At 63.3% G+C, this 23,255-nt stretch carries 23 protein-coding genes; 9 read left to right on the top strand and 14 right to left on the bottom strand.

From position 1 onward, the window contains the following. Window positions 1-2 precede the first annotated feature (2 nt). From ACE10W_RS08475 to ACE10W_RS08455, 5 genes are all read left to right on the top strand, one after another. Window positions 3-671, top strand: coding sequence for a hypothetical protein (locus ACE10W_RS08475; protein WP_304551070.1), 669 nt, complete (start codon window positions 3-5; stop codon window positions 669-671). Between the two features lie 159 nt (window positions 672-830). Further along, window positions 831-1,469 carry a transglutaminase-like cysteine peptidase gene (locus tag ACE10W_RS08470; RefSeq protein ID WP_060910779.1) on the top strand — a complete coding sequence of 213 codons (639 nt, stop codon included), beginning with the start codon at window positions 831-833 and terminating at the stop codon, window positions 1,467-1,469. A 350-nt stretch (window positions 1,470-1,819) separates the two neighbouring features. Continuing rightward, on the top strand, window positions 1,820-2,377 hold the full coding sequence (locus ACE10W_RS08465; RefSeq protein WP_231166652.1) for a hypothetical protein: 558 nt from the start codon (window positions 1,820-1,822) through the stop codon (window positions 2,375-2,377). Between the two features lie 20 nt (window positions 2,378-2,397). Beyond that, a complete protein-coding gene (locus ACE10W_RS08460) occupies window positions 2,398-4,608 on the top strand; it encodes a GNVR domain-containing protein (RefSeq protein ID WP_161536154.1) in 2,211 nt (736 codons plus the stop codon). Continuing rightward, window positions 4,592-5,392, top strand: a complete 801-nt coding sequence (locus ACE10W_RS08455; RefSeq protein ID WP_304551069.1) for a hypothetical protein — start codon at window positions 4,592-4,594, stop codon at window positions 5,390-5,392. Before ACE10W_RS08460 ends, ACE10W_RS08455 begins: the two co-directional genes overlap by 17 nt. A 66-nt stretch (window positions 5,393-5,458) precedes the next feature. Here the strand turns inward: ACE10W_RS08455 and ACE10W_RS08450 are convergent, their stop codons facing one another. The 3 genes from ACE10W_RS08450 to ACE10W_RS08440 all read right to left on the bottom strand — a co-directional run bounded on the left by ACE10W_RS08450 (window position 5,459) and on the right by ACE10W_RS08440 (window position 9,312). Continuing rightward, window positions 5,459-6,619: an acyltransferase gene (locus ACE10W_RS08450; protein ID WP_038966607.1), complete on the bottom strand. Its 1,161-nt coding sequence runs from the start codon at window positions 6,617-6,619 to the stop codon at window positions 5,459-5,461. 33 nt (window positions 6,620-6,652) lie between these two features. Further along, window positions 6,653-7,747 carry a glycosyl hydrolase 53 family protein gene (locus ACE10W_RS08445; protein WP_304551068.1) on the bottom strand — a complete coding sequence of 365 codons (1,095 nt, stop codon included), beginning with the start codon at window positions 7,745-7,747 and terminating at the stop codon, window positions 6,653-6,655. 140 nt (window positions 7,748-7,887) lie between these two features. Next, window positions 7,888-9,312 carry an undecaprenyl-phosphate glucose phosphotransferase gene (locus ACE10W_RS08440; protein ID WP_375762592.1) on the bottom strand — a complete coding sequence of 475 codons (1,425 nt, stop codon included), beginning with the start codon at window positions 9,310-9,312 and terminating at the stop codon, window positions 7,888-7,890. Window positions 9,313-9,657: 345 nt separating this feature from the next. Here ACE10W_RS08440 and ACE10W_RS08435 point away from each other — a divergent pair, with 345 nt between their 5' ends. Both ACE10W_RS08435 and ACE10W_RS08430 read left to right on the top strand, forming a co-directional pair. Further along, window positions 9,658-9,936 carry a hypothetical protein gene (locus ACE10W_RS08435; protein WP_231166650.1) on the top strand — a complete coding sequence of 93 codons (279 nt, stop codon included), beginning with the start codon at window positions 9,658-9,660 and terminating at the stop codon, window positions 9,934-9,936. 150 nt (window positions 9,937-10,086) lie between these two features. Further along, entirely contained in the window at window positions 10,087-10,821 is a 735-nt protein-coding gene (locus ACE10W_RS08430; RefSeq protein WP_304551067.1) for a metallophosphoesterase family protein, read from the top strand. A gap of 24 nt (window positions 10,822-10,845) precedes the next feature. On the opposite strand, the gene ACE10W_RS08425 is transcribed toward ACE10W_RS08430, so the two are convergent. The 3 genes from ACE10W_RS08425 to ACE10W_RS08415 form a co-directional block, all read right to left on the bottom strand. Then, window positions 10,846-11,268, bottom strand: a complete 423-nt coding sequence (locus tag ACE10W_RS08425) for a hypothetical protein (RefSeq protein WP_028174305.1) — start codon at window positions 11,266-11,268, stop codon at window positions 10,846-10,848. Between the two features lie 51 nt (window positions 11,269-11,319). Next, window positions 11,320-11,622, bottom strand: a complete 303-nt coding sequence (locus ACE10W_RS08420) for a hypothetical protein (RefSeq protein WP_028174304.1) — start codon at window positions 11,620-11,622, stop codon at window positions 11,320-11,322. Between the two features lie 206 nt (window positions 11,623-11,828). Then, window positions 11,829-12,377: a hypothetical protein gene (locus ACE10W_RS08415; RefSeq protein ID WP_304551066.1), complete on the bottom strand. Its 549-nt coding sequence runs from the start codon at window positions 12,375-12,377 to the stop codon at window positions 11,829-11,831. Window positions 12,378-12,760: 383 nt separating this feature from the next. On the opposite strand from ACE10W_RS08415, the gene ACE10W_RS08410 reads away from it, so the two are divergent. Together ACE10W_RS08410 and ACE10W_RS08405 are read left to right on the top strand one after the other, a co-directional pair. Then, the gene (locus ACE10W_RS08410) at window positions 12,761-12,946 is read left to right on the top strand and encodes a hypothetical protein (protein WP_129557530.1); all 186 of its coding nucleotides are present in this window, start codon (window positions 12,761-12,763) and stop codon (window positions 12,944-12,946) included. Between the two features lie 939 nt (window positions 12,947-13,885). Continuing rightward, window positions 13,886-14,251 (top strand): VanZ family protein, encoded by a 366-nt coding sequence (locus tag ACE10W_RS08405; protein ID WP_011085140.1) that lies wholly within the window; start codon window positions 13,886-13,888, stop codon window positions 14,249-14,251. Between the two features lie 22 nt (window positions 14,252-14,273). Here ACE10W_RS08405 and ACE10W_RS08400 read toward each other — a convergent pair whose 3' ends face one another. From ACE10W_RS08400 to ACE10W_RS08365, 8 genes are all read right to left on the bottom strand, one after another. After that, window positions 14,274-14,558: a hypothetical protein gene (locus ACE10W_RS08400; protein ID WP_028174300.1), complete on the bottom strand. Its 285-nt coding sequence runs from the start codon at window positions 14,556-14,558 to the stop codon at window positions 14,274-14,276. A gap of 109 nt (window positions 14,559-14,667) precedes the next feature. Beyond that, window positions 14,668-15,138: a hypothetical protein gene (locus ACE10W_RS08395; protein WP_028174299.1), complete on the bottom strand. Its 471-nt coding sequence runs from the start codon at window positions 15,136-15,138 to the stop codon at window positions 14,668-14,670. A 149-nt stretch (window positions 15,139-15,287) separates the two neighbouring features. After that, on the bottom strand, window positions 15,288-17,015 hold the full coding sequence (locus ACE10W_RS08390) for a chemotaxis protein (RefSeq protein WP_304551064.1): 1,728 nt from the start codon (window positions 17,013-17,015) through the stop codon (window positions 15,288-15,290). Window positions 17,016-17,020: 5 nt separating this feature from the next. Beyond that, window positions 17,021-18,112, bottom strand: coding sequence for a chemotaxis response regulator protein-glutamate methylesterase (locus ACE10W_RS08385; protein ID WP_304551063.1), 1,092 nt, complete (start codon window positions 18,110-18,112; stop codon window positions 17,021-17,023). A gap of 16 nt (window positions 18,113-18,128) precedes the next feature. Beyond that, a complete protein-coding gene (locus ACE10W_RS08380) occupies window positions 18,129-18,983 on the bottom strand; it encodes a protein-glutamate O-methyltransferase CheR (RefSeq protein ID WP_011085135.1) in 855 nt (284 codons plus the stop codon). 132 nt (window positions 18,984-19,115) lie between these two features. Next, a complete protein-coding gene (locus tag ACE10W_RS08375) occupies window positions 19,116-20,921 on the bottom strand; it encodes a methyl-accepting chemotaxis protein (protein ID WP_028174297.1) in 1,806 nt (601 codons plus the stop codon). Window positions 20,922-20,981: 60 nt separating this feature from the next. Continuing rightward, on the bottom strand, window positions 20,982-21,458 hold the full coding sequence (locus tag ACE10W_RS08370) for a chemotaxis protein CheW (RefSeq protein ID WP_028174296.1): 477 nt from the start codon (window positions 21,456-21,458) through the stop codon (window positions 20,982-20,984). A gap of 65 nt (window positions 21,459-21,523) precedes the next feature. Next, window positions 21,524-23,221, bottom strand: a complete 1,698-nt coding sequence (locus tag ACE10W_RS08365; RefSeq protein WP_304551062.1) for a methyl-accepting chemotaxis protein — start codon at window positions 23,219-23,221, stop codon at window positions 21,524-21,526. Window positions 23,222-23,255 lie beyond the last annotated feature (34 nt).

Genomic DNA, 23,255 nt, shown 5'->3' with positions numbered 1-23,255 from the left:
GAATGGAAATGGGCAGGGCAATGAGTTGGAATTCTGGTAAGCGCTTCGCTGTGGTTGTCGGAGCACTAACATTATTTGGTTGGTCGCCGGCTGCATTTGCTGCGACCGGCGTCAGTGCAGGCTGTGTCGCCAACACCGGAATCGTTTCGGCGGAGCGCGCCACCGACTTTTTGGCCAATCCCGGAGGCCTGCTCGATCAGTTCAAGGACGGCCAGGGCGGTCTCGCATCGGCTGTCCGCGACCTTTTGACCGCACGTCCCGAGACCGTCGAGGGCATTGCCTCATTAGCGAAGGCCAGCAGCGCGGATCAGAGCCGCGCCATCGGCGCCGGCCTCGGTACTGCGGCTTCCACTTGCGTGCTGACGCAGCCTCAGGTTGCCCAGTTGATCCAGCAGGCGGTTCTCAAGACAGACAATCCCGATCTGATCCAGTCGTTCACCAGCATAACCGGCGATATCGCCACCGAAGTGACGGCGGGCGCCGATCCGACGGGCGAAACCACTGCCGGAGGCGGGCCGGGCTCGACCGCCGCGGAGGCGCGCGGTGGCGCGGCAACCTCGACCGTGCCCGTGGTGCTGAATCAGAGCGGCGGCAGCGCCCAGTCGCAGACGCAAACGCTGTTTGCAGCGACGTCGACCGCGGTTCTGACCTCCGTAAGCCCGTCGCGTTGACGACTGGAACCGCCGCGTTGACAGCGGATTAACCACCCCTGCCCGGCCGGTCTCGATACCGGCCAATTTCGCTACAATTGTAAATTTCCGCGGAACCAAAGCTCAAATCGTTTGTGAGATACCCGTAGCGTCAAAAAGAAAACGCGAAATGGGGATGTCATGAGCTGGATTATCAAATCGCTGGTTGCGATCGGGGTCGCGACGGCCGGTGCGGCAGCCAAGGCCGACACGCTGAACGACGGTTCACAGAACCAGGCAAAGCGCGCATTCATCAGCGAGTACGACAATGCGCTCGCGCCGCTGCAATTCGTCAAGTTCTGCATGAACTACGACGCCGAATGCGCCGCCGACACCGCCGAACGGACCCTGCCTTCGGGCGAGCGGGCAATGAGCATGCTGCGCGAGGTCAACAGTTCGGTCAACGCGTCCATCACTCCGATGCAGAAATCCACCAATCCGATGGTGGCGCGCTGGACGCTTGCGCCGTCCGCCGGCGATTGCAACGACTACGCGGTCACCAAGCGCCATCAGCTGATCGAGATGGGCTGGCCCAGATCGGCGCTGCGACTTGCAGTTGTCCTGACGGGCGGCAGGGGCCACCTTGTGCTGGTCGCGCGTCTCGCCGACGGAGACTTCGTTCTCGACAATCTTTCCGCTTCGGTGCGCCCCTGGAACGCGGCGGACTATGAGTGGATCTCGATGCAGTCCGGCGGCAACCCGCAATTCTGGGTCGCGATTGGCGAGCATGGCGAGCGCCTGCGGGCCACGCGTCTCGCGATGCTGCGAACCGTCCAATAGATCGCGCGACGTTCCACTCTACCCGCCCCAATCGACAGGCGCGAGGAGATGGTCCCTGGACCATTCCCTCGCGCCTTTGTCTTGACCATGGCGTTTGCCTAAGAATCGTGCTTAAGGCATGCGGCCTTGATGCAATCATTTGCTGAATCTGCGTCTGATCGCAGCAGCAGCTTCGTCGATGTTGAATCGCGGTGCGGAGGATGGCAATTCGGTCCGCGCTGGGTTATATTTTGCGCCGCACAAGAATTTGACATAGTTTTGGGCCATCAAGGACCTACGGTCTAAATCGATACGCCATCCATAGTTCGCAACGAGATATGAGCGCGATCCTCCTCAAACTCGATAGCTTGTTGCGTGGTCCTCTCCGGGCTTCGCCGATTGCCGTCGCCGTTGCGCTGTTCGCAGCGTTTGCAACGCCGGCGCATGCGCAATGCGTCGATCGCGGCGAACGCGCCCCATCGGCCGCGATCAGTGCCTTCGTCTCGGATCCCTCGGTTCTGTTGCGGCAGTCGAAGAACGACAGGGACAAGCTCTCGGGACGGCTAACCGGGCTGCTGGTGACCGACATCGCGGCGCTCGAGCCGGTCCGGGACATGTTGCGCGAGGCGAGCCAGGCCGATCGCATCGCAATCGGCGCCGGGCTTCACCGTGCCGAGGAGCGCTGCGTCGCGACCAAACCCGACGTCGCGCGCAGGATCAGCGAATTCGTCGCCAAGCTGCACGACGGCTCCGTGCTCAAGGGATATTTCGCGGATCAGGATACGGCGGTTGCGCCCGCTTCGGGGAGCCCTGCCCCATCTACAGCCAATAACCAGCCGGCAGGCTCGAGCCAGGGCGCCGGCCTGATGTCGGGTGAATGGAAGACCGAACTCGCCGACCCGTTCAAGCCCGTTCCCCTCCCTGAGTGACAACCTCAAGATTCCCAGAGATGTTTCAGCCACGAGACCAGTTTCCGCAACGTCCGAGATATGCCATCGAGGTCGGTGGCACGACGCTTAGCGCCGAGCGCGCTCTGGACATCGTACGTCGCCAATGGCCGCTGATCGTCGCCATCGTGGCCGGTACGCTCGCGCTCGTTCTCGTCTACCTGATCGTTGCGACGCCGATGTACACGGCAAATGCGCGCATTCTGATGGATACGCGTCAGACCCAGGTGCTGGACAAGGACAGCGGAACCGCCAACGCGCTGATCGACCCGGGCTTCGTCGACAGCCAGGTCGAGATTCTCCAGTCCGACGACCTGCTCCTGTCGATCGTCCGGCGCCTGAAGCTCACCGAGGATTCGGAGTTCAACGGTTCAGACCCAGGATTGATTCCGCTGGTCATCGGCAAGGTCGTCGCGATGTTCGGATCGGACGGCCCTCCGAGCAAGGAGCGCGTCGAGCGTGGCGCGGTCGAGCTGCTCCAGAAGAATCTCAAGGTCGAGCGCGTGCTGACGACCTATGTCCTTTCGATGAACTTCCGCTCGATCGATCCGAACAAGGCGGCGCAGATCGCGAACGCCATCGCGGACGCGTACATCGTGGGCGCGCTGGAAGCGAAATATCAGTCGACCAAGCGCGCCGGCGAATGGCTCCAGCAACGCAGCGCCGAGCTGCGTGAGCAAGCGACGGCGAGCGACCGCGCCGTGCAAACGTTCAAGGCGCAGAACAACATCGTCGGCACCAGCCGGGGCCTGATGAGCGAGCAGCAGCTCGCCGACGTCAACTCTCAGCTCATCGCCGCGCATGCGGCAACCGCGGAGGCCAAGGCCCGTCTCGACCGGATCGAGGCGTTGCTGGACAAGGACCTGGTCCAGCCGACGGTGACGGACGCCCTCAACAACACCGTGATCACCCGCCTGCGCGCCCAGTATCTCGACCTTGCGGCCCAATACGCCGATTGGTCGACCCGCTACGGCAAGACCCACCAGGCGGCCGTCAACCTGTCCAACCGCATGGACGAGCTGCGCAAGGCCATCGCGGACGAAGTGCGCCGTATCGCGGACGCGTATCGCAGCGAGTACGAGATCGCCAAGAGCCGCGAGACGGCACTCGAGGACAACCTCAAGAATCTCGTGTCCCAGGCCGGCAGCACCAGCCAGGCGCAGGTCAAGCTGCGCGATCTCGAGAGCGCGGCGGACACCTATCGCAACCTCTACAACAACTTCCTCGAGAAGCTTCAGAACGCGACGCAGAACCAGAGCTTCCCGATCAGCGAAGCGCGCATCATCAGCACGGCGGTCAAGCCCGACAAGAAGAGCTCGCCCAAGACGCTGCTGGCGCTGGCCGGCGGCCTGCTCGGCGGCCTCTGTTTCGGCTTCGGCGCCGCCTTCACGAAGGAGCTGATGAGCGACGTACTGCGGTCTCCGAACGACGTCGAGGACCAGCTCGGGGTGAAATGCCTCGGCGTCCTTCCCGACATTCGCCCGGCGAGAGCCTCGGCGGATCATCCGGAAGCAAACATATCGAGCTACGTCGTCGAGCACCCGTTCTCGCGGTTTGCGGAGACGCTGCGGAACATCAAGGTGTCGATCGACGTCGCGCGCCTCTCGCGCGAGGTCAAGGTGATCGGCATCCTGTCGTCCCTGCCGAAGGAAGGAAAAACCACGGTCGCCGCCAATTTCGGTCATCTGACCGCGTTGACCGGCCACCGCACGCTGCTGATCGACGGCGACCTTCACACTCGCTCGCTGACGCGGGCGCTGGCTCCACATTCCAAGACCGGTCTGGTCGAAGCCCTCAAGGATCCGCACTCGTTCGGCTACCACATCCAGCGCAGCAAGGAGAGCGGGCTCGACTTCCTGCCCTCCGTCGTCGCCTCGCGCATGGTGAACTCGGCGGACGTCATTGCCTCGAAGTCGATGGCCGACCTGCTCGCGGTGGTTCGCGAGGAGTATGAGTACATCGTCATCGATCTGGCGCCGGTGATGCCGGTGGCCGACGCCAAGGCCGTCAGCCACCTCGTCGATGCGATGGTTTACGTGATCGAGTGGGGCCGCACGAGCCGCAATGCGCTCCAGGAATCGATGGCCAGCTCCGAGGGCATCCAGAAGAAGCTCCTGGGCGCCGTGCTCAATCGCGCCAATCCGAAGATGCTGAAGCGGATCGAGGCGTACAAGGGCTCGCACTACAACAGCTATTATGTCGAGGGCGCCTAGCACCGAGCCGCCGGCACAGCAGCCGGCGGGATCCGCGTTTCGCTGGCTTCTGCGCGGCTCGACCATCGCTCTCGCCGCTGTCGCGCTGGTCTGGGTCGCATCGGTTGTCCCGGATGTGACCAATCCCGCGGTCCCGCAGATCGCCGGCCGCGTGGCGCGCGGCGAACGCTATGAAACCGATCGCTTGAGGCGGATCGTGGGGGACAATCTGCCGTCCGCCCGCCGACTATGCAGCGCCAAGACGCTGCGCGAACTCCTGCTGCTCCAGCTCGCAATCGCCGACGACTCGACCCGCGCAGGCGATCTGAAGCAGATCGACATCGACGCAGACGCCGTCGCGTCCACGAGCCTCGCGTTGCTGACGTGCGCACCGACGGAAGGACTGGGCTGGTTCGGCCGCTACTGGGCCGAAATCCGCCAGGTCGGCTTCGGGCCGCGAACAGCGGAGTTGCTGGATCTTTCCTATCGCTTCGCGCCGCACGAGGCCTGGCTCCAGCTCATCCGCGCACCGTTGGCTCTTCGCGTCTTCAACGCGGTCTCGCCGGAGCTCAAGGACTACGCCACACAGGACTTCGCCGACATCTTCCAGGCCCGCCTGTTCCCCAGCGCCGCCACGCTCTATCAGGCGGCGGGCATGGAGGCGCGCGTCGCGCTGCTCGAACGCACTTGCGCGGCGCCGGAAGCCGATCGGGACCTGTTCTCGCATTTCGTCGCGGAGAAAGGCCTGCGGGTCCGCCATCGCTGCTATCCAACCGACGGCGACGGCGTTCGTACGAGCCGTTGAGGTTGGCAGGGGCCCTCGGCGTGTGCGCCGATGTCCGCGACATTCGGCGCCACGCAAACACCTCGCCTATTTGAGTTCGGTTCGCGGCACGCCCTGGGAAGGGCTGTCGGGCAGGTATTGCAGGAAGAACTTGGTCAGCCCGCGGCGGCTGCGCAGGATCGGCGACTCGAAGTACTTCCAGGACACATGCGCGACCGCGTAGGAGATCACGAAGCCGATGGCTGCGCCCGCGCTGATCTTCACGCTGTTGGGCACCGACATCCCGCCATAGAGCGTGAGCGCCTTGCCGAGCGGGTTCGGGATGAAGTTATGCACGAGATAGAAGCCGTAGCTGATCTTCCCGAGATGCTCGAGCGGCTTCCACTCCAGTGCGTGAACAACGACACTTTCCTGGTTGGCGCGAACCCACCACACCAGGGCGACTAGGCAAAGCCCGATCGCAGTGTCGATCACCGGGAAAAGATACGAAGGCGCGTCGTAAATCACGCCGTTCGAGCACAACGCGAACGCCAAAATGAGGAGAAACGCGAACGTGCCGTTTCCGTTCGGAGCCCATCCTTGCCTGTGCAGATGCAGGATCGTGATCGCGCCACCGAACGCGATCAGGCTGAAATTCCAGGGCGACAAGGTGTGGATGGCGGTGTGATTGAAGCCCGACGAATACATCAGGAAATGGCCGACCAGCCCGAGGGCGACGACGCACATGCAGGTGACGAAATGGCGCTCCAGGGGAAGCAGGATGAACAGGAAGGGCGCGACCACGTAAAACTGCTGCTCGACCGAGAGCGTCCAGAGCACGCCGAAGGGACCTGCGGTCCCGCCGATGACGCTGCCGATCCAGTAGTTGGACAGGTACACGACGTGATAGCGGAAGCCGAGGTCGGGCCCCGCGTGCTGAAAATACGCCCGGGTCAGGAACAGGATGGCGAGAAGCGCATAATATGCGGGAAAGATGCGCGTCGCGCGCTTCACCCAGAAGGTGACGATCTCCGCTGCAGGCCGGGACGCGGCCGTCTCGGCCTTGCTGCGCTGCCTGTTGAGCTCGCCGATGATGAGGAACCCGCTCAGGATGAAGAAGATCCAGACGCCGACGCTGCCTGAGTAGAACTGCAGTCCGCACTTGTGATTGAGATAGACCAGAACGACCGAAAGACCGCGCAGTCCGTTGAAGCCTAGAATACTGCCCGACTTTTCGGCGTTGGGGCGGTCGGATCCAAGTAGGGACATTGCTGGTTCTTCTCTTTGCACGGAGACCGAGAGCTACAGTCCCCTGGTTCTCAACTCTGTCAATTCTTCAGCCGACAGACGGCCGCCCGCAAACTCCGAGAGCAGAAAGAGCGCGACCTTGGGCCTGTCGATCTCGTACATCAGCCCAAACCTGTTCTCCGGAGGCTTCTTCTGCGGCTCGTCGAACAGCTCGTAGACCATGACGCTTTCGATCTCGACGTCTTTCTGGTTCTTCAGATATTGGAAGGTGTCCCGCAACGTCCGCAGGCATTGCTCCGTCAGAGCATCGCCAGGCTGGTTTCCATAGGCCGTCTTGTAGATCTCGCCGCAATTGACCTCGTTGAACGTCACCGGGCGGCGATAGGACGCGAGCTTCTTGAACAGGTCGAAGGGCAAATTTCGTCCATTCCAGTGCCGATGCGGATTCTGCCCCGCCACCTCGTAATAGTGGTAGGAGATCACGTCGTATTTCACGCCCCTGGACTCCATGAAGTCCAGGAAGCCCAGCATTGTCGAGGTCGTGTTCAACACCTTGCGCAGATGGCTTCCGGTCTCGCGATTGATCTGGTCGATGGCATCGGAGGCGCCATGCAACACTTGGGCCCAATCCTCCATCACCGGCATTTCGAAGTCAGCCGCCGTCATCCCGCGCCCGAACAGCTTTTTCCCGTCGGAATCGAGAGCGAGCAGGTTGATCTCGTTCTCCAGCTCCCAGTCGAGGACATCTGCGCTGAACTGCCGGACGAACGCGTAGGTCCGATCGTAACCCTGCCTGTAGAGGGCTTCCCCGTCTCCCTTCGGATAGCGCCCTCTGTCTGTGCGGTCGCCATAGCGGAAGGGGAAGTTGATGAGAGGATGAAGCGTGATCGAATATTTTTTGGCCAGCGCGACGGTTTTCCGGAACATCGGCGCTTCGACCGGCTCGGCATCCTGCGTGAGATTGAGGCCAGTCCTGTATTGCGTCAGCCCTCGCGCCTTCATCAGCTGAAAGATCGGCTCGAGATCCCTGCGCTTCTGCGGCGGCCCGCCGACGCCCCATTCCAATGCGAGCGCATCGGAGCAGGACGCGACAACCGCGACGGCGAGCAGCAACAGCATGAGGGCTGACCTGACGAGGCGATGGCTCAATCTGCAAGGCTCCGCGTTTCGGTGGCTCCAATGGCCGATGGGGGGCGATAGATCGCGTGCTGCAAGATGCAGGCCGTCTCCGCCTCGCACGGACGTGATCGGCATCCAGCGCGACGAATGCGCGCCAGATTCAGTCCGGCTCAGTAGGCTTCCTGATGAATCAGCGCCAGCGCGGTCTTCAGGATGATCCTGATGTCGAGCCAGATGCTCCAGTTGCTGACGTACCAGACGTCATACTCGACCCGCTTTTCCATCAGATCGATGGTCGGCGTCTCGCCACGGAAGCCGTTGACTTGGGCCCATCCGGTCAGGCCCGGCTTCATGTGATGCCGGTACACGTAATTGCTGATGAGCTGGTCGTAGTAATTGTCATGCGCAAGCGCGTGCGGGCGCGGCCCGGCCAGCGACATCTCGCCGCGAAGAACGTTCCAGAGCTGCGGCAGCTCGTCGATGCTGGTCCGACGCAGCACGCGGCCAACACGGGTGACACGCGCGTCGCTCTTCGTCGCCTGCGTGACGACATGACCGTTCTCCGCCACCGTCATGGAGCGGAACTTCCAGATCTCGAACTGCTTGCCGTTGAAGCCGCGCCGGGACTGCTTGAAGATCACGTTGCCCCTGGAATCGAGCTTGATCATGATCGCGGCCGTCACCAGCAGCGGCGCCAGCAACAGCAGGGCGAACGAGGCAAGGCCGATATCGAGGCAGCGCTTCTGCGCTTGCTCGAACACGCTGAGCGGCGCACGCTGGATCTCGATCGCGACCGTGCCGCTGACCGGCTGGAACGGACGCGACACCAGATCCGCGATCGGAAAATCCGGCAGGAGACGAATCGGCTGGGGAACGACGCGCAGATGCTGGCTCAGCTTCTGGAGAAGCGGCATCTCGTCCCAGTCGATGACCAGGAGATATTCTTCCACGTCCGCCGTCCGGCCCTGACGAATGATGTCGCGAATCTCGCTATCCCAGCCTGCGCCCTCTTCGGACGGCTCGAGCACGAAATGCCGCACGACGTTGAAGCCGTGCTTGCGCAGATCCTTGAAGCGGGTCGAGGTGAAATCGAGCGGCTTGAGGCTGAGCAGCACGACCTTGCGATCGACCAGACGGCCCTTGGCATAGCTCGAGGTCAGGGCCAGGCGCCACAACACGCGGAGCCCGCCCAAGGCAACGCCGCCGGTCGCAGCGAACAGCAGCGTAGTTCCGCGCGACAGATCCGCGGACGACTTGAGCAGGAATGCCTCGACCGCGAGGATGGTCAACGAGATCAGCCAGACCGCCAGGGCCTTGCGCAGCTGCCAGACCGTACTCAACAGGCGGTGATGATCGTAGACGCCCTGGAAATAGGCGATGGTCACGAATACCGCGCCGACGACGAGACCGGCTCCGACGGACGAATCCTGCTCGACGACAAGCACGCGATACAAACCGCTCGCGACGAAATAGCTGAGCAGCACGGCGAGGAAGTCGCCGGCGATCAAAGCCACCTGGAGGGGTCTCTGGAGGGCACCGCGTCGGTTCGATATAGCCGAATAATAGTTTTCCGAACCGTAAGTTGCTACAGCCATCCGAACCTCGCTGCCTCGTCACGCACCCGCAATCACGATTGCGAGCAAATCGATCGAAATTTTTCGACGTGCGCCGAAGTATATCTTAACTAAACAAAGCGACATTGCGGCAGTGCACCGAGAAAATCAAATCGATTTTTCTGCAACGCAGTATCGCATCGAGAGAATGCTCAAACTGCTGTCACACACGTGACAATTATGCGGGCAATGCGCCGCGATTTCTGTCAAATCGCGTCATTTTCGCGCAGCGCGTCGCGCGCATTTGAACGACTGTTCAACCATGCCGCTTAAGTCGTTATTAGCCCGCGGCCATTAACACTCGTGACCAATTCGAGGAGTTGTGTCGTGAGTACCGTCGTCGTCTTCAGCCTGCTGATCGGATCGTTGCTGGGAGGCCGATTCCGAGTCTTCATCCTGCCGCCTGCCATCATTCTCGGTGCAGCGATCCTCGGCGCGGGCGCGGTCTGGCAGGGACATGATTCGGGTCACACCGTTGTTACGATTCTCGTCTTTGCGGCGGTGCTCCAGTTTGGCTATTTCTGCGGCGCGGCTCTGGTCCGCGTGCGAGCGTCAGCCTATCGCGGCAAGGCCGCGCCATCGTTCGACAGCCGGAGCTTCGGCTAGTCCGCCTGGAAGCAGCGACGATCGGCGATTTACAGAGCTCCGGATGAGCCTTCAGCATCAGAAGGCGGGAAAAAAGCGGCTCTTGGCACCCCGATTCCGTCGATAGCATATTGACATCCCGGGCGAAGCTCTCTGAAAGAGTTGGGCCCCATGCCCACGACAGCGCCCCGAAATTCGCCCCGGCCGAAGCTACCGAACGGCGTGCGCATCTATGCGCTCAGCGACATCCACGGCTGCGCGCACCTGCTCGAACAGATGTTTGCCGTCATCGATGCGGACATGGCGAACAGCCGGCCCTATCGCGCGATCGAGGTCTTCCTCGGCGACTACATCGATCGCGGACCGGACTCGCGCCACACCCTCGACCTCCTGATCAGGCGCAGCCGCCGCCGCAACACGGTCTTCCTCAAGGGCAATCACGAGGCCTATTTCACCTCGGTACTGGAGGACCCCTCGCGCGCCACCGACTGGTTTCAGTTCGGCGGACTCCAGACCCTGATGTCGTATGGCGTGTCGGCCGCGCCGGGCCTCAGCAAGGACGAACAGTCCGATCTCGTGCGCGAACTCACATCCGCGATGCCGCCGGAGCACATCGCGTTCCTGCGCCAGCTGCGGCCGACATTCACATGCGGCGACTTCTTCTTCGTCCATGCCGGAGTGCGCCCGGGCATTCCGCTCTCCGAACAGCGCGAATCCGACCTGTTGTGGATCAGGGACGAATTCCTCCAGAGCAAGAGGCGTTTCGGCAAGTATGTCGTGCACGGCCACACGCCGGTGCGGCAGGCCGAGCTGCTGGAGAACCGCGCCAACATCGATACCGGGGCGTACGCCACCGGAAATCTGACGCTGCTGTCCATCCAGGGCAACAGCATGCTCGCGATCTAGCCGCCCGCGCTCGCGCGCCACACTCTAATTGGTGGAGCTTGCCGGAGGCCGATATTCCGGAAAGCGGCTCAGCATCGCCGCCTTCAGGAACTTGAAATGCGCGATCGAGGCACCGAGCTCCTTGAGCCGGCGCTGGCCGTTCAGGATCTCCTTGTCGAACAGATCCTGATGGTGATTGTCGAGCGCCTCGCGCTCGAGATATTCGTCATCGCCGTTGCCGAAGGTCACGGCCGCACGCGCCAGCACGTCTTCCACCCGGCGATTGAGGCCCGATTGCTCCCGCTCCGCCGCATGGAGCGCGTCCTCGATCGCGATCATGATGGCTTCGATCCGCGTGCGATCGGTTTCGGCGTCGCGCTCGGGCGAGCGCGCACGGAACGTCTGCTCTCCCCCGAAACGGTCCTTCAGGAAGTTATGGGTGCGGGCCCGCAAGAAGAGCTGAAACATGCGTGCACTTTCCGGTTCGAGGCGCCAGACCAGAAAATGGGTCCGGGATGGTTAATAAAGATTGAAGCCTTCGCGCCGTTCGGTGCGGCTTTGCGCCATCCAGGCCCTCCAGGCGCCCTCGTGCTTCTCGTAGAGCTCGAGCCGGCGCCGCTCACCGGCATCCGGCCACACGTCACGGCCGCCGGACGCGACCTGCACGCGGCCCGGCGCCTGGCCACTGTCGAGCCGCTCGAACTCGAACGTCTCCTCGGGCGTCAGCCCAATCAGGACACGCCGGCCACCCGCATCGACGAAATAGCGCCGCGGCGCCGTGTTCGTCGAACTGGTGATGGCGTCTACCCGCGTTCCCGTCATGATCCACTCCCCTGCATCCACGCCCCTGCCTGCAACCGTGCCACGCCGGTTGTAAATCATCGGAATACACGTCCGCGCCATCGCCAACACGATGCGCCAGTGTCATCTTCGAGTTGTGTCGAGATCATGATGAGCGCCGCTGATTTTCTTGCCACGCCCGAGATTTTTTGGGCAGCACCGTGCTTGCGAAGTGGTCCGCCGCGCGCTCAGCCGAAGAACCAGAGGAACAACCGCACCAGCAACAGCGTGATGAAGTACACCCAGCCCGCCATCGCAATCAGCGCAACGCTGAAAAATGCGCCTTCGAATGCCCACTCTCTGATCTTCGTGAGGGGAAGTGCCGCTCGCGCTCTCTGAAGCATCTCGGTCTTCTGATTGTTTGTTTGATTTGTTCTTCGCCGTTCGCGCGAACATAGCCGAACGAATTCGACGATCTCGTGACGAGTCGTCTGAGCGAAGTGCAATGCTGCTTGTCGGGATTTGCTTGCACCTTGCGCGTCGTCGCGATTGGATCGCTTCTCGTTCGGAGCGGTTGCGATCGACACCGCGCGGTGATTCAATTCAAATTGATTCCGCGCGACGCAGCCGCCGCGACGACGATTCTGCAATCGCGCGCAGGTGATCGCGGCAAGATCAAGTGATCGCTGCAAGATGATGTCTCCGGGTATGGCGCCCGTCAGTCGAGGATGCGGCGACCCGGCTCCGCACAACGGGTACGCGACGAGGCCGGCTTCGTGGCGGATCGGTCCGGCCACGATCTCCGCGACGCCGTGGATTCCGGCAAGGCCGGACGCGAGCCCGGCCGGCGTCCCCGCGAGGCTTCGAAAGCGGGCTTGGCGAAGGCCGTCCGCTGGCTCTGCGACAGCCGGACATGATGACAGAACATCCTCGATCGCGGCTGTCGGAGCGCGCGGATCGACCGCGGTTCACAAAAACACCGTGGTACTACGGAGCGCCGCGCGCCGATTTCATCGCGGTAAGGTTGAGCGGTTAGCTTAATCCGCGTTGTTTGTTGCGAATGCCGAGGGATCGCATATCCATCTTCACACCGGGCTGCCCCAAGCCCGGCCCCACCCAAGCAAAGCCGTCGAGCGAACATGGGTCCGCTTGGCGGCTTTGTCGTTGTGTCGACGAGAGGATGAATTCGGTTATGGCGCGCAGGCCCTGGTCGTTCAAGGAAGACCGCCGGCTGATGGAGTTGGCCAAGTCTTCGACTTCGCTGGAAGAGGCGGCAAAGCTTCTCGGTCGCTCGCCCGATGCGATCAAGCGCATGGCCTTGCGTCTCGGCCTGTCGCTGAAATCCAAGGGCAGCAAGAAGAACTAGCGTCCGTCGCGCCGGCCGTGCGCGACAGTTCACGGACGTGCGCGCCTGCCCGATCGACCGGTGAGCGGAAAGCCGCCAATCGACGCAGCCCGAACGCCTTCAGCGCACTCGATCTCTCCGCGCCTGGATGTTAAGCTGCCCGGCGATGAAGATTGATCATCGACGGGCTTCGATGTCCGCCCGATCGTTTGTTGGAGGAATGGATCATGTTGTCCCGCGCACTGGCTGTAGCTTTGCTCCTGGCTCTGCCCTCGATGGCGTCGGCGCAAGTCCCCGTGCGGTTCGGATTTCCGAATGGCGCGCCATGGTGTGCCTTTGGCTTCGATTGCAGATTTCTGAATTACCGCGAGTGCGCGGACTGGATCTATGATCCTGCGCGAAACTGCCTCAAGAATCCGTACTTCGCAGCCCACTACCCGACCGATGTCGACAAGGGCTGGTCCTACAATCGGCGCTGAACGTCGCCCTCCTGCCGACGACTTCGTCATGCGGTCGGGCGCGCGGCTTCGTGCCTGACCCGGCTGGCCCGGCTCGTCAATGACGAGAATTTGGGCAGGGACGATCGGCTGCCCCTCCGCAAAGCCGGAACTCTCGACCGCGCCCCGCATTGTTCCCGAAAGGAATGCGGGAGGCGGCGCCATGGCAAGCTCTTTCCTGATCGTGATGTCGATCTGGCTTGGCATCAACATCCTGTTCGTGGCCGTGAGATTGTGGGTCACAAGACCGGGGAGCCGGCGAGTTGATGACGCCCCCAGCCAATTCAGCATGAAATCGCGACTGCATCGCCACGCTTGACGTCGTCAGATGCGCAACCGCCGAAATGGGCCGTCTCTGCCGTTCGCTCGTGAACCTCGGTTCATGCCCGCGAAGGTCTATAAACCTTAACGATGTTCCTGGCTTTCGAAAGCGACCAGCGGGCCGACCGGTTATGTTGGCGCCATGCGCCGCAATCATCTCATCGCAGCCGCCGGAATCTGCCTCGCGCTCATCATCTATGCCACGCTGGCCAAGCTCGCGGGCAGGCCGGCGCTCATGGGCCATGCGGAGGCCTACTCGGTCGTCGTCATCGAGCGCTTCAGCGCCTACGGCCTGTTGGGCTTCCTGCTGTCGTTTCTGCTGCCGGGGCGCGTCAAACTGGCTTGCGCGTTCGTAGTGGCCGTTGCAGTCGGTCTCGAGGTTTTGCAGGCGGTGACGCCGGATCGTGATCCGCGGCTCATCGATGTGCTGCAAAAGGCCGCCGGCGGCACCGTCGGCGTCCTTCTGGCCCAAACCATCCTGGCTTTCCTGCCAAGGCCGCCGTCTTAGCGCGGCCGAGGGCGCGGCGGACCTACGCCACTCCGCGCCTGAGGCTTTCCTGCTGGGTCGCGAGAACTCCCGACATCTGCCGATGGGTTTCACGCAACGCCGCGATCGCATCATCGAGACCGAATTCGGCTTCGCGAATGGTCTCGAAGAACCGGGCCATCAAGGCGAGGTTCAGCTTGACGCGGGTGTTACCGTCGCGACTCTTGCGGCGATCGAGCGACAGATGCTGCGCCTGAAGCCGGGCTTCGGCAGCACTACAGCCGTTGAGCGTCGCGAGTTCGTCATATGTCATCCAGATTTGAGGCATGTCCCTGTCCGTCTTTTGTTATGGACCTCAACCTAGATTTCACCTCTAAAGGCACGGTTGCCGCAATGCGGTGACGAAGGGTTTTCGCGACAACAGCGTCAATGCAAAGCTAAGACGCGGGATCCTTTGCTGTATCCTTTGCTGTATCCTTGGGCGACGCAAATGGATGGCGCGGCCGGGAGCGGCTGTCGAGATTCTTGGGCAATTTGTCGGCATTGAGCTTCACGACCGCGCATCGAGCGTCGGCGGCAGGCGCATCTTCCTGGCTGTAGATCAGCGTCGCCTCGAATTTGACGTCGGGTGCTTCCTTGGCCGTGCCCGAGCAGGTCGCGACCAGGCCATTGCACACACCCGCAAGATCGACCTCGACCTCGTCCGGCCCGAACACGCTCGGCGGACCATCGGTGTGCCGGTTCACGGTCAAGACGGCCGAGAAGTGCTTCTCATTGACACGATAAGAGCCACCATAGGTGAAGAAGCTGTCGCTACCCGAGATCCGGCCCTCGATCAGATCCACGACGCCGGTGCCCTGGCCGCGCGGCGTCCTGAACCAGGCAGCGTATTTGCCGTCTCTCAACATACGAATTTCTCGGCGTGAAAGTTGACGGGTATTTGCAACCAACTCTGGGGCGCGACAATGACCAAACCGCCAGCGCTTTCGGCAGGGTTAACGCCCCGAAAACCCGATCCATCGAATTGCCGCCGGCGCGCGACGCGACGGCACCGACGTCAAAACAATTCTATGCCGTCGTCGGCGGTCTCGACCGCCTCGATGCGCCGCGTGGCGGCGACCGACGCAAGCCCGAGCGTTTGCAGGAACTCCCGGTGGACGTCCCGCTCGCGCTCCATCGTGTAGCGCGCGAAGAGATCGTCGAGCATGGCCTCGTCCTGCGCACCCGGTTGCGGCCGCCGGGCGACCGCACTCGCAGTCTCGAGGCGCGCGGCCACCGCAGGCAAAGTCGCGGAGCTTTCGCCGAGCTTGCTCATCAGGCCTTGCGCCGAATTCATCAGGCTCTCGAATTCCGCTCCCTCGTCGACGAGCCGGCTCATCAGCTTGTCGAGCCGTTCGTTGCCGGCCTCGACCTCGCGCAGCGCCTGGAGGATCTGCGGCTCGAGGTTGGCAAGCTGCGTGGGATCGCCCTGCACGCGAAGCTCCTTCAGTGCCTTGGCCGAGCGCTCGATGCCGTCGAGCACGGGCCGGAGGCGCCCCGCCCCCGCCGAAACCTGGTCCGCAGTCGCCTTGAGCTCGTTGGCGATCACGACGAAGGCGCTGCCGCGGCTGCCGAGATGGCTTGCCTTGAGACCGGCATTCATCCCGATCAGGGTGATGTCGACGGTCGCATCGGCGAGCCCGGCGATCGCCTGGCGAAATTTCGCCAGCGTATCCTCGACAATGGCCAGCGCGTCATCGACCGCACGGCCGGCGCCCTCGCAGGTGGCGATGAGGGTCGAGGCATGCGCCAATATCTGCTTGATGCGCGTCAGGAACGACGACGAGCCGCCATCCTCACCGCCGAACAGGGTGCGGCCGTGGCCGACGACGCTGGCCGCATCATTCAAGATAGCCGCCAGCGCGCGAACGATCTGGCCGATGTCGCCACCGAACTCGCGCTGGGCGTCCCTCAGCTGGGCGGCCTGCAACAGGCAGATGGCGCGCGCGCCGTCATCGCTCGTGACGGGTTCGGGAACGAGGCTTGGTGAAGGTCCTGACGCAAGACCGAGACCGTGACAGACATGCTCGAGACGCTGGCGCGTACTGTCGCCGGCCTGCAAGGAAATGATCGCGCTGCCGACCGCCTCGGCGATCTTCCTGGTGCTGGCGCTGGCGAGATCGGCGACATGGCTGCTCTTGCTGCGCTGGTCGCGCAATCCGCCATAGGCCTCGCCGAGCTCGGCGCTCTCCGAGACCAGCTGGTTCCCGTAACGGCTCTCGAACTCCTTCTGCCGGCCGGAGGCGGTGGCAACGGCTTCCGACAGACGTTGCTGGTCCCGTGCGCAGCCCTCGATCGAGCGCTGCACGGCCTTGCCGAGATCGTAGGCTTCCTGCGTAAAGGCGAGAAAGCCTTCACGGTCGCCATCGAGCGAAGCCGCCTCGATCCGCGCGCTGCGCGCGATGATGGTGATCATTCCGATGTGCTTGAACAGCGGTTTGAGCAGCGAGGACGCCTCCTCCGTGCTCTTGCCGATCGTCGCAAGCAGTGCGCTCTCGGCCGGCAGCGTCTGCGCCAGCTCGCTGAGCCGCGCGGCGATCTCCTGCAGCGCGGTCGCGGCGCCCTCGATCTCGGCGCCGGAGAGCTCCTCGGAGAGCGTGGCGAGGCCCTGGTTCAGCTCCTTGAAGATGATGTGGCCGCGACCGAGCTCCCGACCGACGCGCGCAAAGACATCCTCGATGCGCGACGAGACATCCTCGATCGCCGCGGTCGCTTCAGTGAGCGTGGTGGCCGGAATGGCGGACATTGCAATCAACCTGCCACCGCGACGTGCCCGGCCTGATACCAGAGCATGATCTCGCGCGGAATATGGTGCAGCGGCACGACCTTCTCGACCCCGCCATGGGCGATGGCTTCCTTGGGCATGCCGAACACCACGCAGCTGTCTTCATCCTGTGCTCGCGTCGAGGCGCCGAGCTTGCGCATCTCCAGCATTCCGCGCGCGCCATCGTCGCCCATGCCGGTCATGATGACGCCGAGCGCGTTGGCGCCGGCGTGCTGGGCCGCCGAGCGGAACAGCACGTCGACTGAGGGGCGATGCCGCGACACTGGCGGACCGTCCTTGATCGCAATCTGGTAGCGCAGCCCGATACGCTGAAGCAGCATGTGACGGGCGCCCGGGGCAATATAGGCGCTGCCCGGCAGCACCGGCTCGGCGTCCTCGGCCTCCTTGACCCGGATCTGGCAGACGCTGTCGAGACGTCTGGCAAACGCCGCGGTGAACCCCGCCGGCATGTGCTGAACGATGAGAAGCGGAGGGCAGTGCGGCGGCAGCATCTCGAGGACGTCGTTGAGCGCTTCGGTGCCGCCCGTCGATGCGCCGATGCACACGATGCGCTCCGTCGTCGGCCGGACCTTGCCCTGCACCGGCGGCGGGATGATGGCGTCGGCCGTCAGCTTCTTCTCGACCACCCGGCGCTCCGCACGCGGGCGCACGCGGGCGCGCGCCGCCGACTTGACGGCCTCGCGCAGCCGCGTGGAGCATTCGAGCAGCGCCTGCCGCGTGTCGATCTTCGGTTTCGGGACGATGTCGACCGCGCCCGCCTCGAACGCCTCGAACATCACGTTCGAGCCTTCTTCGGTCAGCGAGGAGCAGATGATCACCGGGATCGGACGTTGCGCCATGATCTTGCGCAGGAACGTCATGCCGTCCATGCGCGGCATCTCGATGTCGAGGATCATGACGTCGGGGATCTCGTTCTGGAGGCGGCGCGCGGCTGCGAACGGGTCGGACGCGGTCCCCATCACCTCGATGTCCGGATCGTCATTGAGGATCGTCTGAAGGATTTGGCGCACCGACGCCGAATCGTCCACGATCAGCACGCGAACTTTCTCCCTCGGCATTCTGGTTGCGCTCCGGCTAGACCTTGAAAATGGTTGGCTGAACTTGCTTCAAACCCGGCACTGCACTGTGAATCATCGATTCCGAATGTCCGACCAGCAGATAGCCGCCGGGCCGCAAATGGCTGCACAATTGCTCGATCACCTTGCGCTGCGTCTCGCGCTCGAAATAAATCAGGACGTTGCGGCAAAAGATGATGTCGACGTCGCGGTCGACGGGATAGGACGCATCCATGAGGTTCATCCGCATGAAATGCGTCATGCGCCGCAATTCCGGCACCACCCGCACCTCGCCGCGCGACTTGTCCCGCGACGACAGGAAGTATCGCTTCACGAAGGGCTCCGGCACCGGCGCGAGAACGTCGCGGGTGTAGATCGCGGTCTTGGCAAGGCGCAGCACCGCGGTCGAGATGTCGGTCCCGAGGATGCGGTACTGAAACCGCGAGCCGTTCCGCGTCATGTCGTCCAGCACCATCGCGGTCGTGTAGGCTTCCATGCCGGTGGAGCTCGCCGAGCTCCAGATCTTCAGGTTCGCGTTCTTCCGCCCATGCAATTTGAGCAGGGCCGGGATTGCGACGTCCCGCATGAAAGTGAAGTGCTGGGGCTCGCGGAAGAAGTCGGTCTTGTTGGTCGTCACCACATCGATCAGATGGGTGAGCTCGGTGTCGAAATGCTCCGCGCCGAACAGGTTGTCGACATATTCGTTGAGGTCGGAGAAGTTCAGCGCGCGCACGCGCTTGTGCAGCCGCCCCTCCAGCATCAGCCGCTTGCCTTGCGGCAGCTTGATGCCGACCTGGCCCTCGATCAATTCGGCAATGGTCCGGAAGTGGCGGTCCGACAGATGCACGGCCATGTCCTGCACGGCGGGCATCATGGTCGCCGGCCCCGGTCCGAGATGGCCGCCTGCACTGAATGTCGGGCCACCCGGGCCATCTTGAATCCTACACGTTACCGCAATCACTGAAGACGGATCGGCCCCCGGTGGGGGCCGATCCCTCAGAGAGCCTTAGCGCTGGAAATCGGCGTCCCGATCGTCCTCGCCGTCGTTCATGTCGAAGGCGAAGCCACCGCCGCCCGCAACCTTCATGGCACGCGCGGGCTTGGCCGGCGGCTTCCTGGCCGGGCGCTCGACGGCCGCCATGGTGGCCGCCTTGGCGCGCAACTGATTGACCGCCCGGTCGATCGGTGCGGCCGCGCGGCCCTTTCCACCCTGCTCGATGCGGAAATAAGCGATAGTGGACTGGAGCTGCTCGGCCTGCGAGGCGAGCTCCTCCGAGGTCGAGGACACCTGCTCGGAAGCGCTGGCGTTCTGCTGGCCGACCTTGTCGAGCTGCTGGATCGCCTGGTTGATCTGGGCCGAACCGACGTCCTGCTCGCGGCAGGCCGCGGTGATCTCCTCGACCAGCTCGGCGGTCTTCTTGATATCAGGAACGAGCTTGGCAAGCATATTGCCGGCTTCCTGCGCGACCTTGACTGTTTCAGTCGAGAGCGTGCCGATCTCGGCCGCCGCAGCCTGGCTGCGCTCGGCAAGCTTGCGCACTTCGGAAGCGACGACTGCAAAGCCCTTGCCGTGCTCGCCGGCGCGCGCGGCCTCGACCGCCGCGTTCAGCGCGAGCAGGTCGGTCTGGCGCGCGATCTCCTGCACGATGGTAATCTTCTCGGCGATGGTCTGCATCGCGTTGACGGCACGTCCGACGGCCGCGCCGCTGGCCTCGGCGTCCTTGGCCGACTGCGCGGCGATCTTCTCGGTCTGGTTGGCGTTGTCGGCGTTCTGCTTCACGTTCGAGGCCATCTCCTCCATCGAGGACGAGGCTTCCTCGGCGGACGAGGCCTGCTCGGTCGCGCCCTGCGAAAGCTGCTCGGCGCTCGCGGAAAGCTCCTGGCTGCCGGCAGAGACGTTCTGCGCCGCCGTCAGAGCTTCCGACACGATCTGGCGGAGCTTTTCCACCATGCGCTCGAGGGCAAGGCCCAGCGTATCCTTGTCCGACTGCGGCTTGGCCTCAACCATGAGATTGCCCTGCGCAATCTCGTTGGCGACGGCCGCAGTGGCGTTCAGGTTCACGGTCATCGCATTCAGCGATTTGATGAGATCGCCGATCTCGTCATTGCTGGACGACTCGATCTTACGGCTGAGATCGCCGATCGCCACCGCGTCGGCGAGGCCGACGGCCTGTGCCAGCGCGCGGCTGATGTTGAGGGCGATCCAGGTGGCGGCAACAGCGGCGATCAGGAGCGAGGCAATGACCAGGCTCATCAGCAGCATTTCGGCGCGGGCGCCGTCCTGCTTGGACTGCTCGGCCTGCTCCGCCATGTTCTTCTTGACGTTCTTGATGTAGCCGTCGGCTGCTTCCAGCGCGTCCGCGACCACCTTGCGGCCGTCATGCATGGACCGGTCCAGGGCCTTCGGCTTGTCGGACTTCGCGAGCCTGACCGTCTCATCCTGATAGGCGCTCAGCTTGGCAAACGCCGTGGAGAAGTTCTCCATCAGTTTCTTGCCGCCTTCGCTGGCGGCGGCGTGGATCTCGTCCTTGGACTTGATGAGCGCTTCGCGATTCTTGGCGAGGTCGGCTACGAACTGATCGTATTCAGCATCGGTCGCCGCGAGGATCGAGTTCTTTTCGGCGCGCACCAGAAACAGGATGCCTTCCTTGAGTTCCGCGGCCTTTTCCATGCGGCCCGCGCGGCTAACCAGAGTCTCGGTGGTGCCGACCATGTCCGACAGCTTCACATAGCCGACCGCGCCGGCGATCATGGAGAGCAGGATGACGACGCCGAAGGCGCTGGCAAGCTTGGCTTTGACGGTAAATCTCATGTCAATCTCGTTGGTTCGAATTGGGGGGCATACGCTTGACCATGCTTAACTCTTGCAAACTCAGGCGGCGCGGGGCGCATCGCGCCCTTCCGGGATCTCGTCATGCGCCATCAGCTTGGCGAGATCGAAGATCACGACGAATTTCTCGCCCTTGCGGCCGATGCCGGCGGCGTAGTCGGATTGCCATTTGCCACCGACCTCGGGGATGGGCTCGATCGCCTGCTCGTCGATGTCGGTGACCTCGAACACGCAATCAGCGACGAAGCCGACACCGACCAGACGGTCCTTCATCGGCACGTCGAGGATGATGATGCGGGTCGCCTCCGTCGTCGCCACGCTCGGCAGGCCGAGCTTGGTCCGGAGGTCCACGATCGGATAGCCGCTGCCGCGCACGTCGATCATGCCGAGCAGGAAGTTCGGCGCATGCGGCAGCCGCGAGATCGGCCGCATGTCGAGAATTTCGCGGACGTTGCGGATGCTGATGCCGAACGTCTCGCCGGCGAGTCCGAGCGTCAGATATTGCGAGGTTGCGGCCATGCTGCAGTCCAGGGGTCCCGGGGTTTGCGAATGAGCACGATCCGGCACGAGGCCGGACCGCCTGATCAGCGTTGGAATTCGGCGTCGCGGTCGTCTTCGCCGTCGTGCATGTCGAACGCGAAGCCGCCACTGCCGGCGACCTTCATCGCACGTGCGGGTTTGCGGACAGGCGCGAGCTTCTTCACGCCGCGATCCGCCGCAGCCATGTGCGCCGCCTTGGCGCGGAGCTGGGTAACGGCACGATCGATCGGCGCCGGCGCCGCGCTCTCGCCGCGGCCGGCATGGTCGATGCGGAAGAACGAGATTGTGGACTGGAGCTGCTCGGCCTGCGAAGCGAGCTCCTCCGAGGTCGAGGAGACCTGCTCGGAGGCGCTGGCGTTCTGCTGGCCGACCTTGTCGAGCTGCTGGATCGCCTGGTTGATCTGGGCCGAACCGACGTCCTGTTCACGGCAAGCGGCGGTGATCTCCTGGACCAGCTCAGCCGTCTTCTTGATGTCGGGCACGAGCTTGGACAGCATGTCGCCGGCCTCCCGGGCGACCTTCACCGTCTCCGTGGACAGCGTGCCGATTTCGGCCGCGGCCGCCTGACTGCGCTCGGCGAGCTTGCGGACCTCGGAAGCGACCACCGCAAAGCCCTTGCCGTGTTCGCCGGCCCGCGCGGCCTCGACCGCGGCGTTGAGCGCCAGCAGATCGGTCTGCCGTGCGATTTCCTGCACGATAGTGATCTTCTCGGCGATCGTCTGCATCGCGTTAACCGCACGACCGACGGCCGCGCCGCTGGATTCCGCATCCTTGGCGGACTGCGCGGCAATCTTCTCGGTCTGGTTGGCGTTGTCGGCGTTCTGCTTCACGTTCGAGGCCATCTCCTCCATCGAGGAGGAAGCTTCCTCGGCGGACGAGGCCTGCTCGGTCGCGCCCTGCGAGAGCTGCTCGGCGCTGGCGGAGAGCTCCTGGCTGCCGGCCGAGACGTTCTGCGCGGCGGTCAACGCCTCCGCGACGATCTGCCGGAGCTTCTCGACCATCACGTTCAGGGACCTGACGAGGTCGCCAATCTCATCGTTGCTGGCGGACGGGATGGTCTGGCTGAGATCGCCCTCCGCAACCGCGCCGGCAAGGCCAACGGCGCGGCCCAGCGAACGGCTGATCGAGATGGAAATCCAGAGCGCAGCCCCGATCGCAATCGCCAGCGAAATGCCGAGCAGCGTCATCAGCACGAACTGCGCCTGGTGGCCTTCCTCCTTGGATTGGACCGCCTGCTCCGCCATCTGCTTTTTCGTGTTGCCGACATAGGCGCTCATGGCTTCCATCGCGTCCGCGACGACCTTGCGACCGTCGCCCATGGAGCGTTCGGTCGCCTTTGCCTTGTCGGTCTTGGCCAGTCTGAACGTCTCTTCCTGATACGCATTCATCTTGGCGTATGTCACAGCGAAGCTGTCGAGCAGCTTCCTGCCGGCTTCGCTCGCCAACGCGTAGACCTCGTCCTTGGTCTTCAGCGCCTGGTCACGAATCTTGGCGGCATCGGCGGCAAACTGTTCGGCCTGGGCTTCCGCTCCGAGAATTGAATTCTTCTCCGCCCGCAGCTGAAGCAGGATATCCTTTTCGATTTGCGTCGCCTTCTCCATCCGGGTCGCGCGCAGGACCATGCTGTCAGCAGTGGCCATCATGTCGCCGAGCTTCATGTACGCGACACCGCCGGCGACCATGGACAGGACAATGACCAGGCCGAATGCGCTGGCCAGCTTCGCTTTGACCGTAAATCTCATTTCCAGCCCCTAGACCTCAAGTCCCACCCCTGGG

The organism is Bradyrhizobium sp. B025 (assembly GCF_042257955.1).
In the GTDB taxonomy this organism is placed as follows: Bacteria; Pseudomonadota; Alphaproteobacteria; order Rhizobiales; family Xanthobacteraceae; genus Bradyrhizobium; species Bradyrhizobium diazoefficiens.
This window is presented reverse-complemented; position numbering and strand designations above follow the sequence as displayed.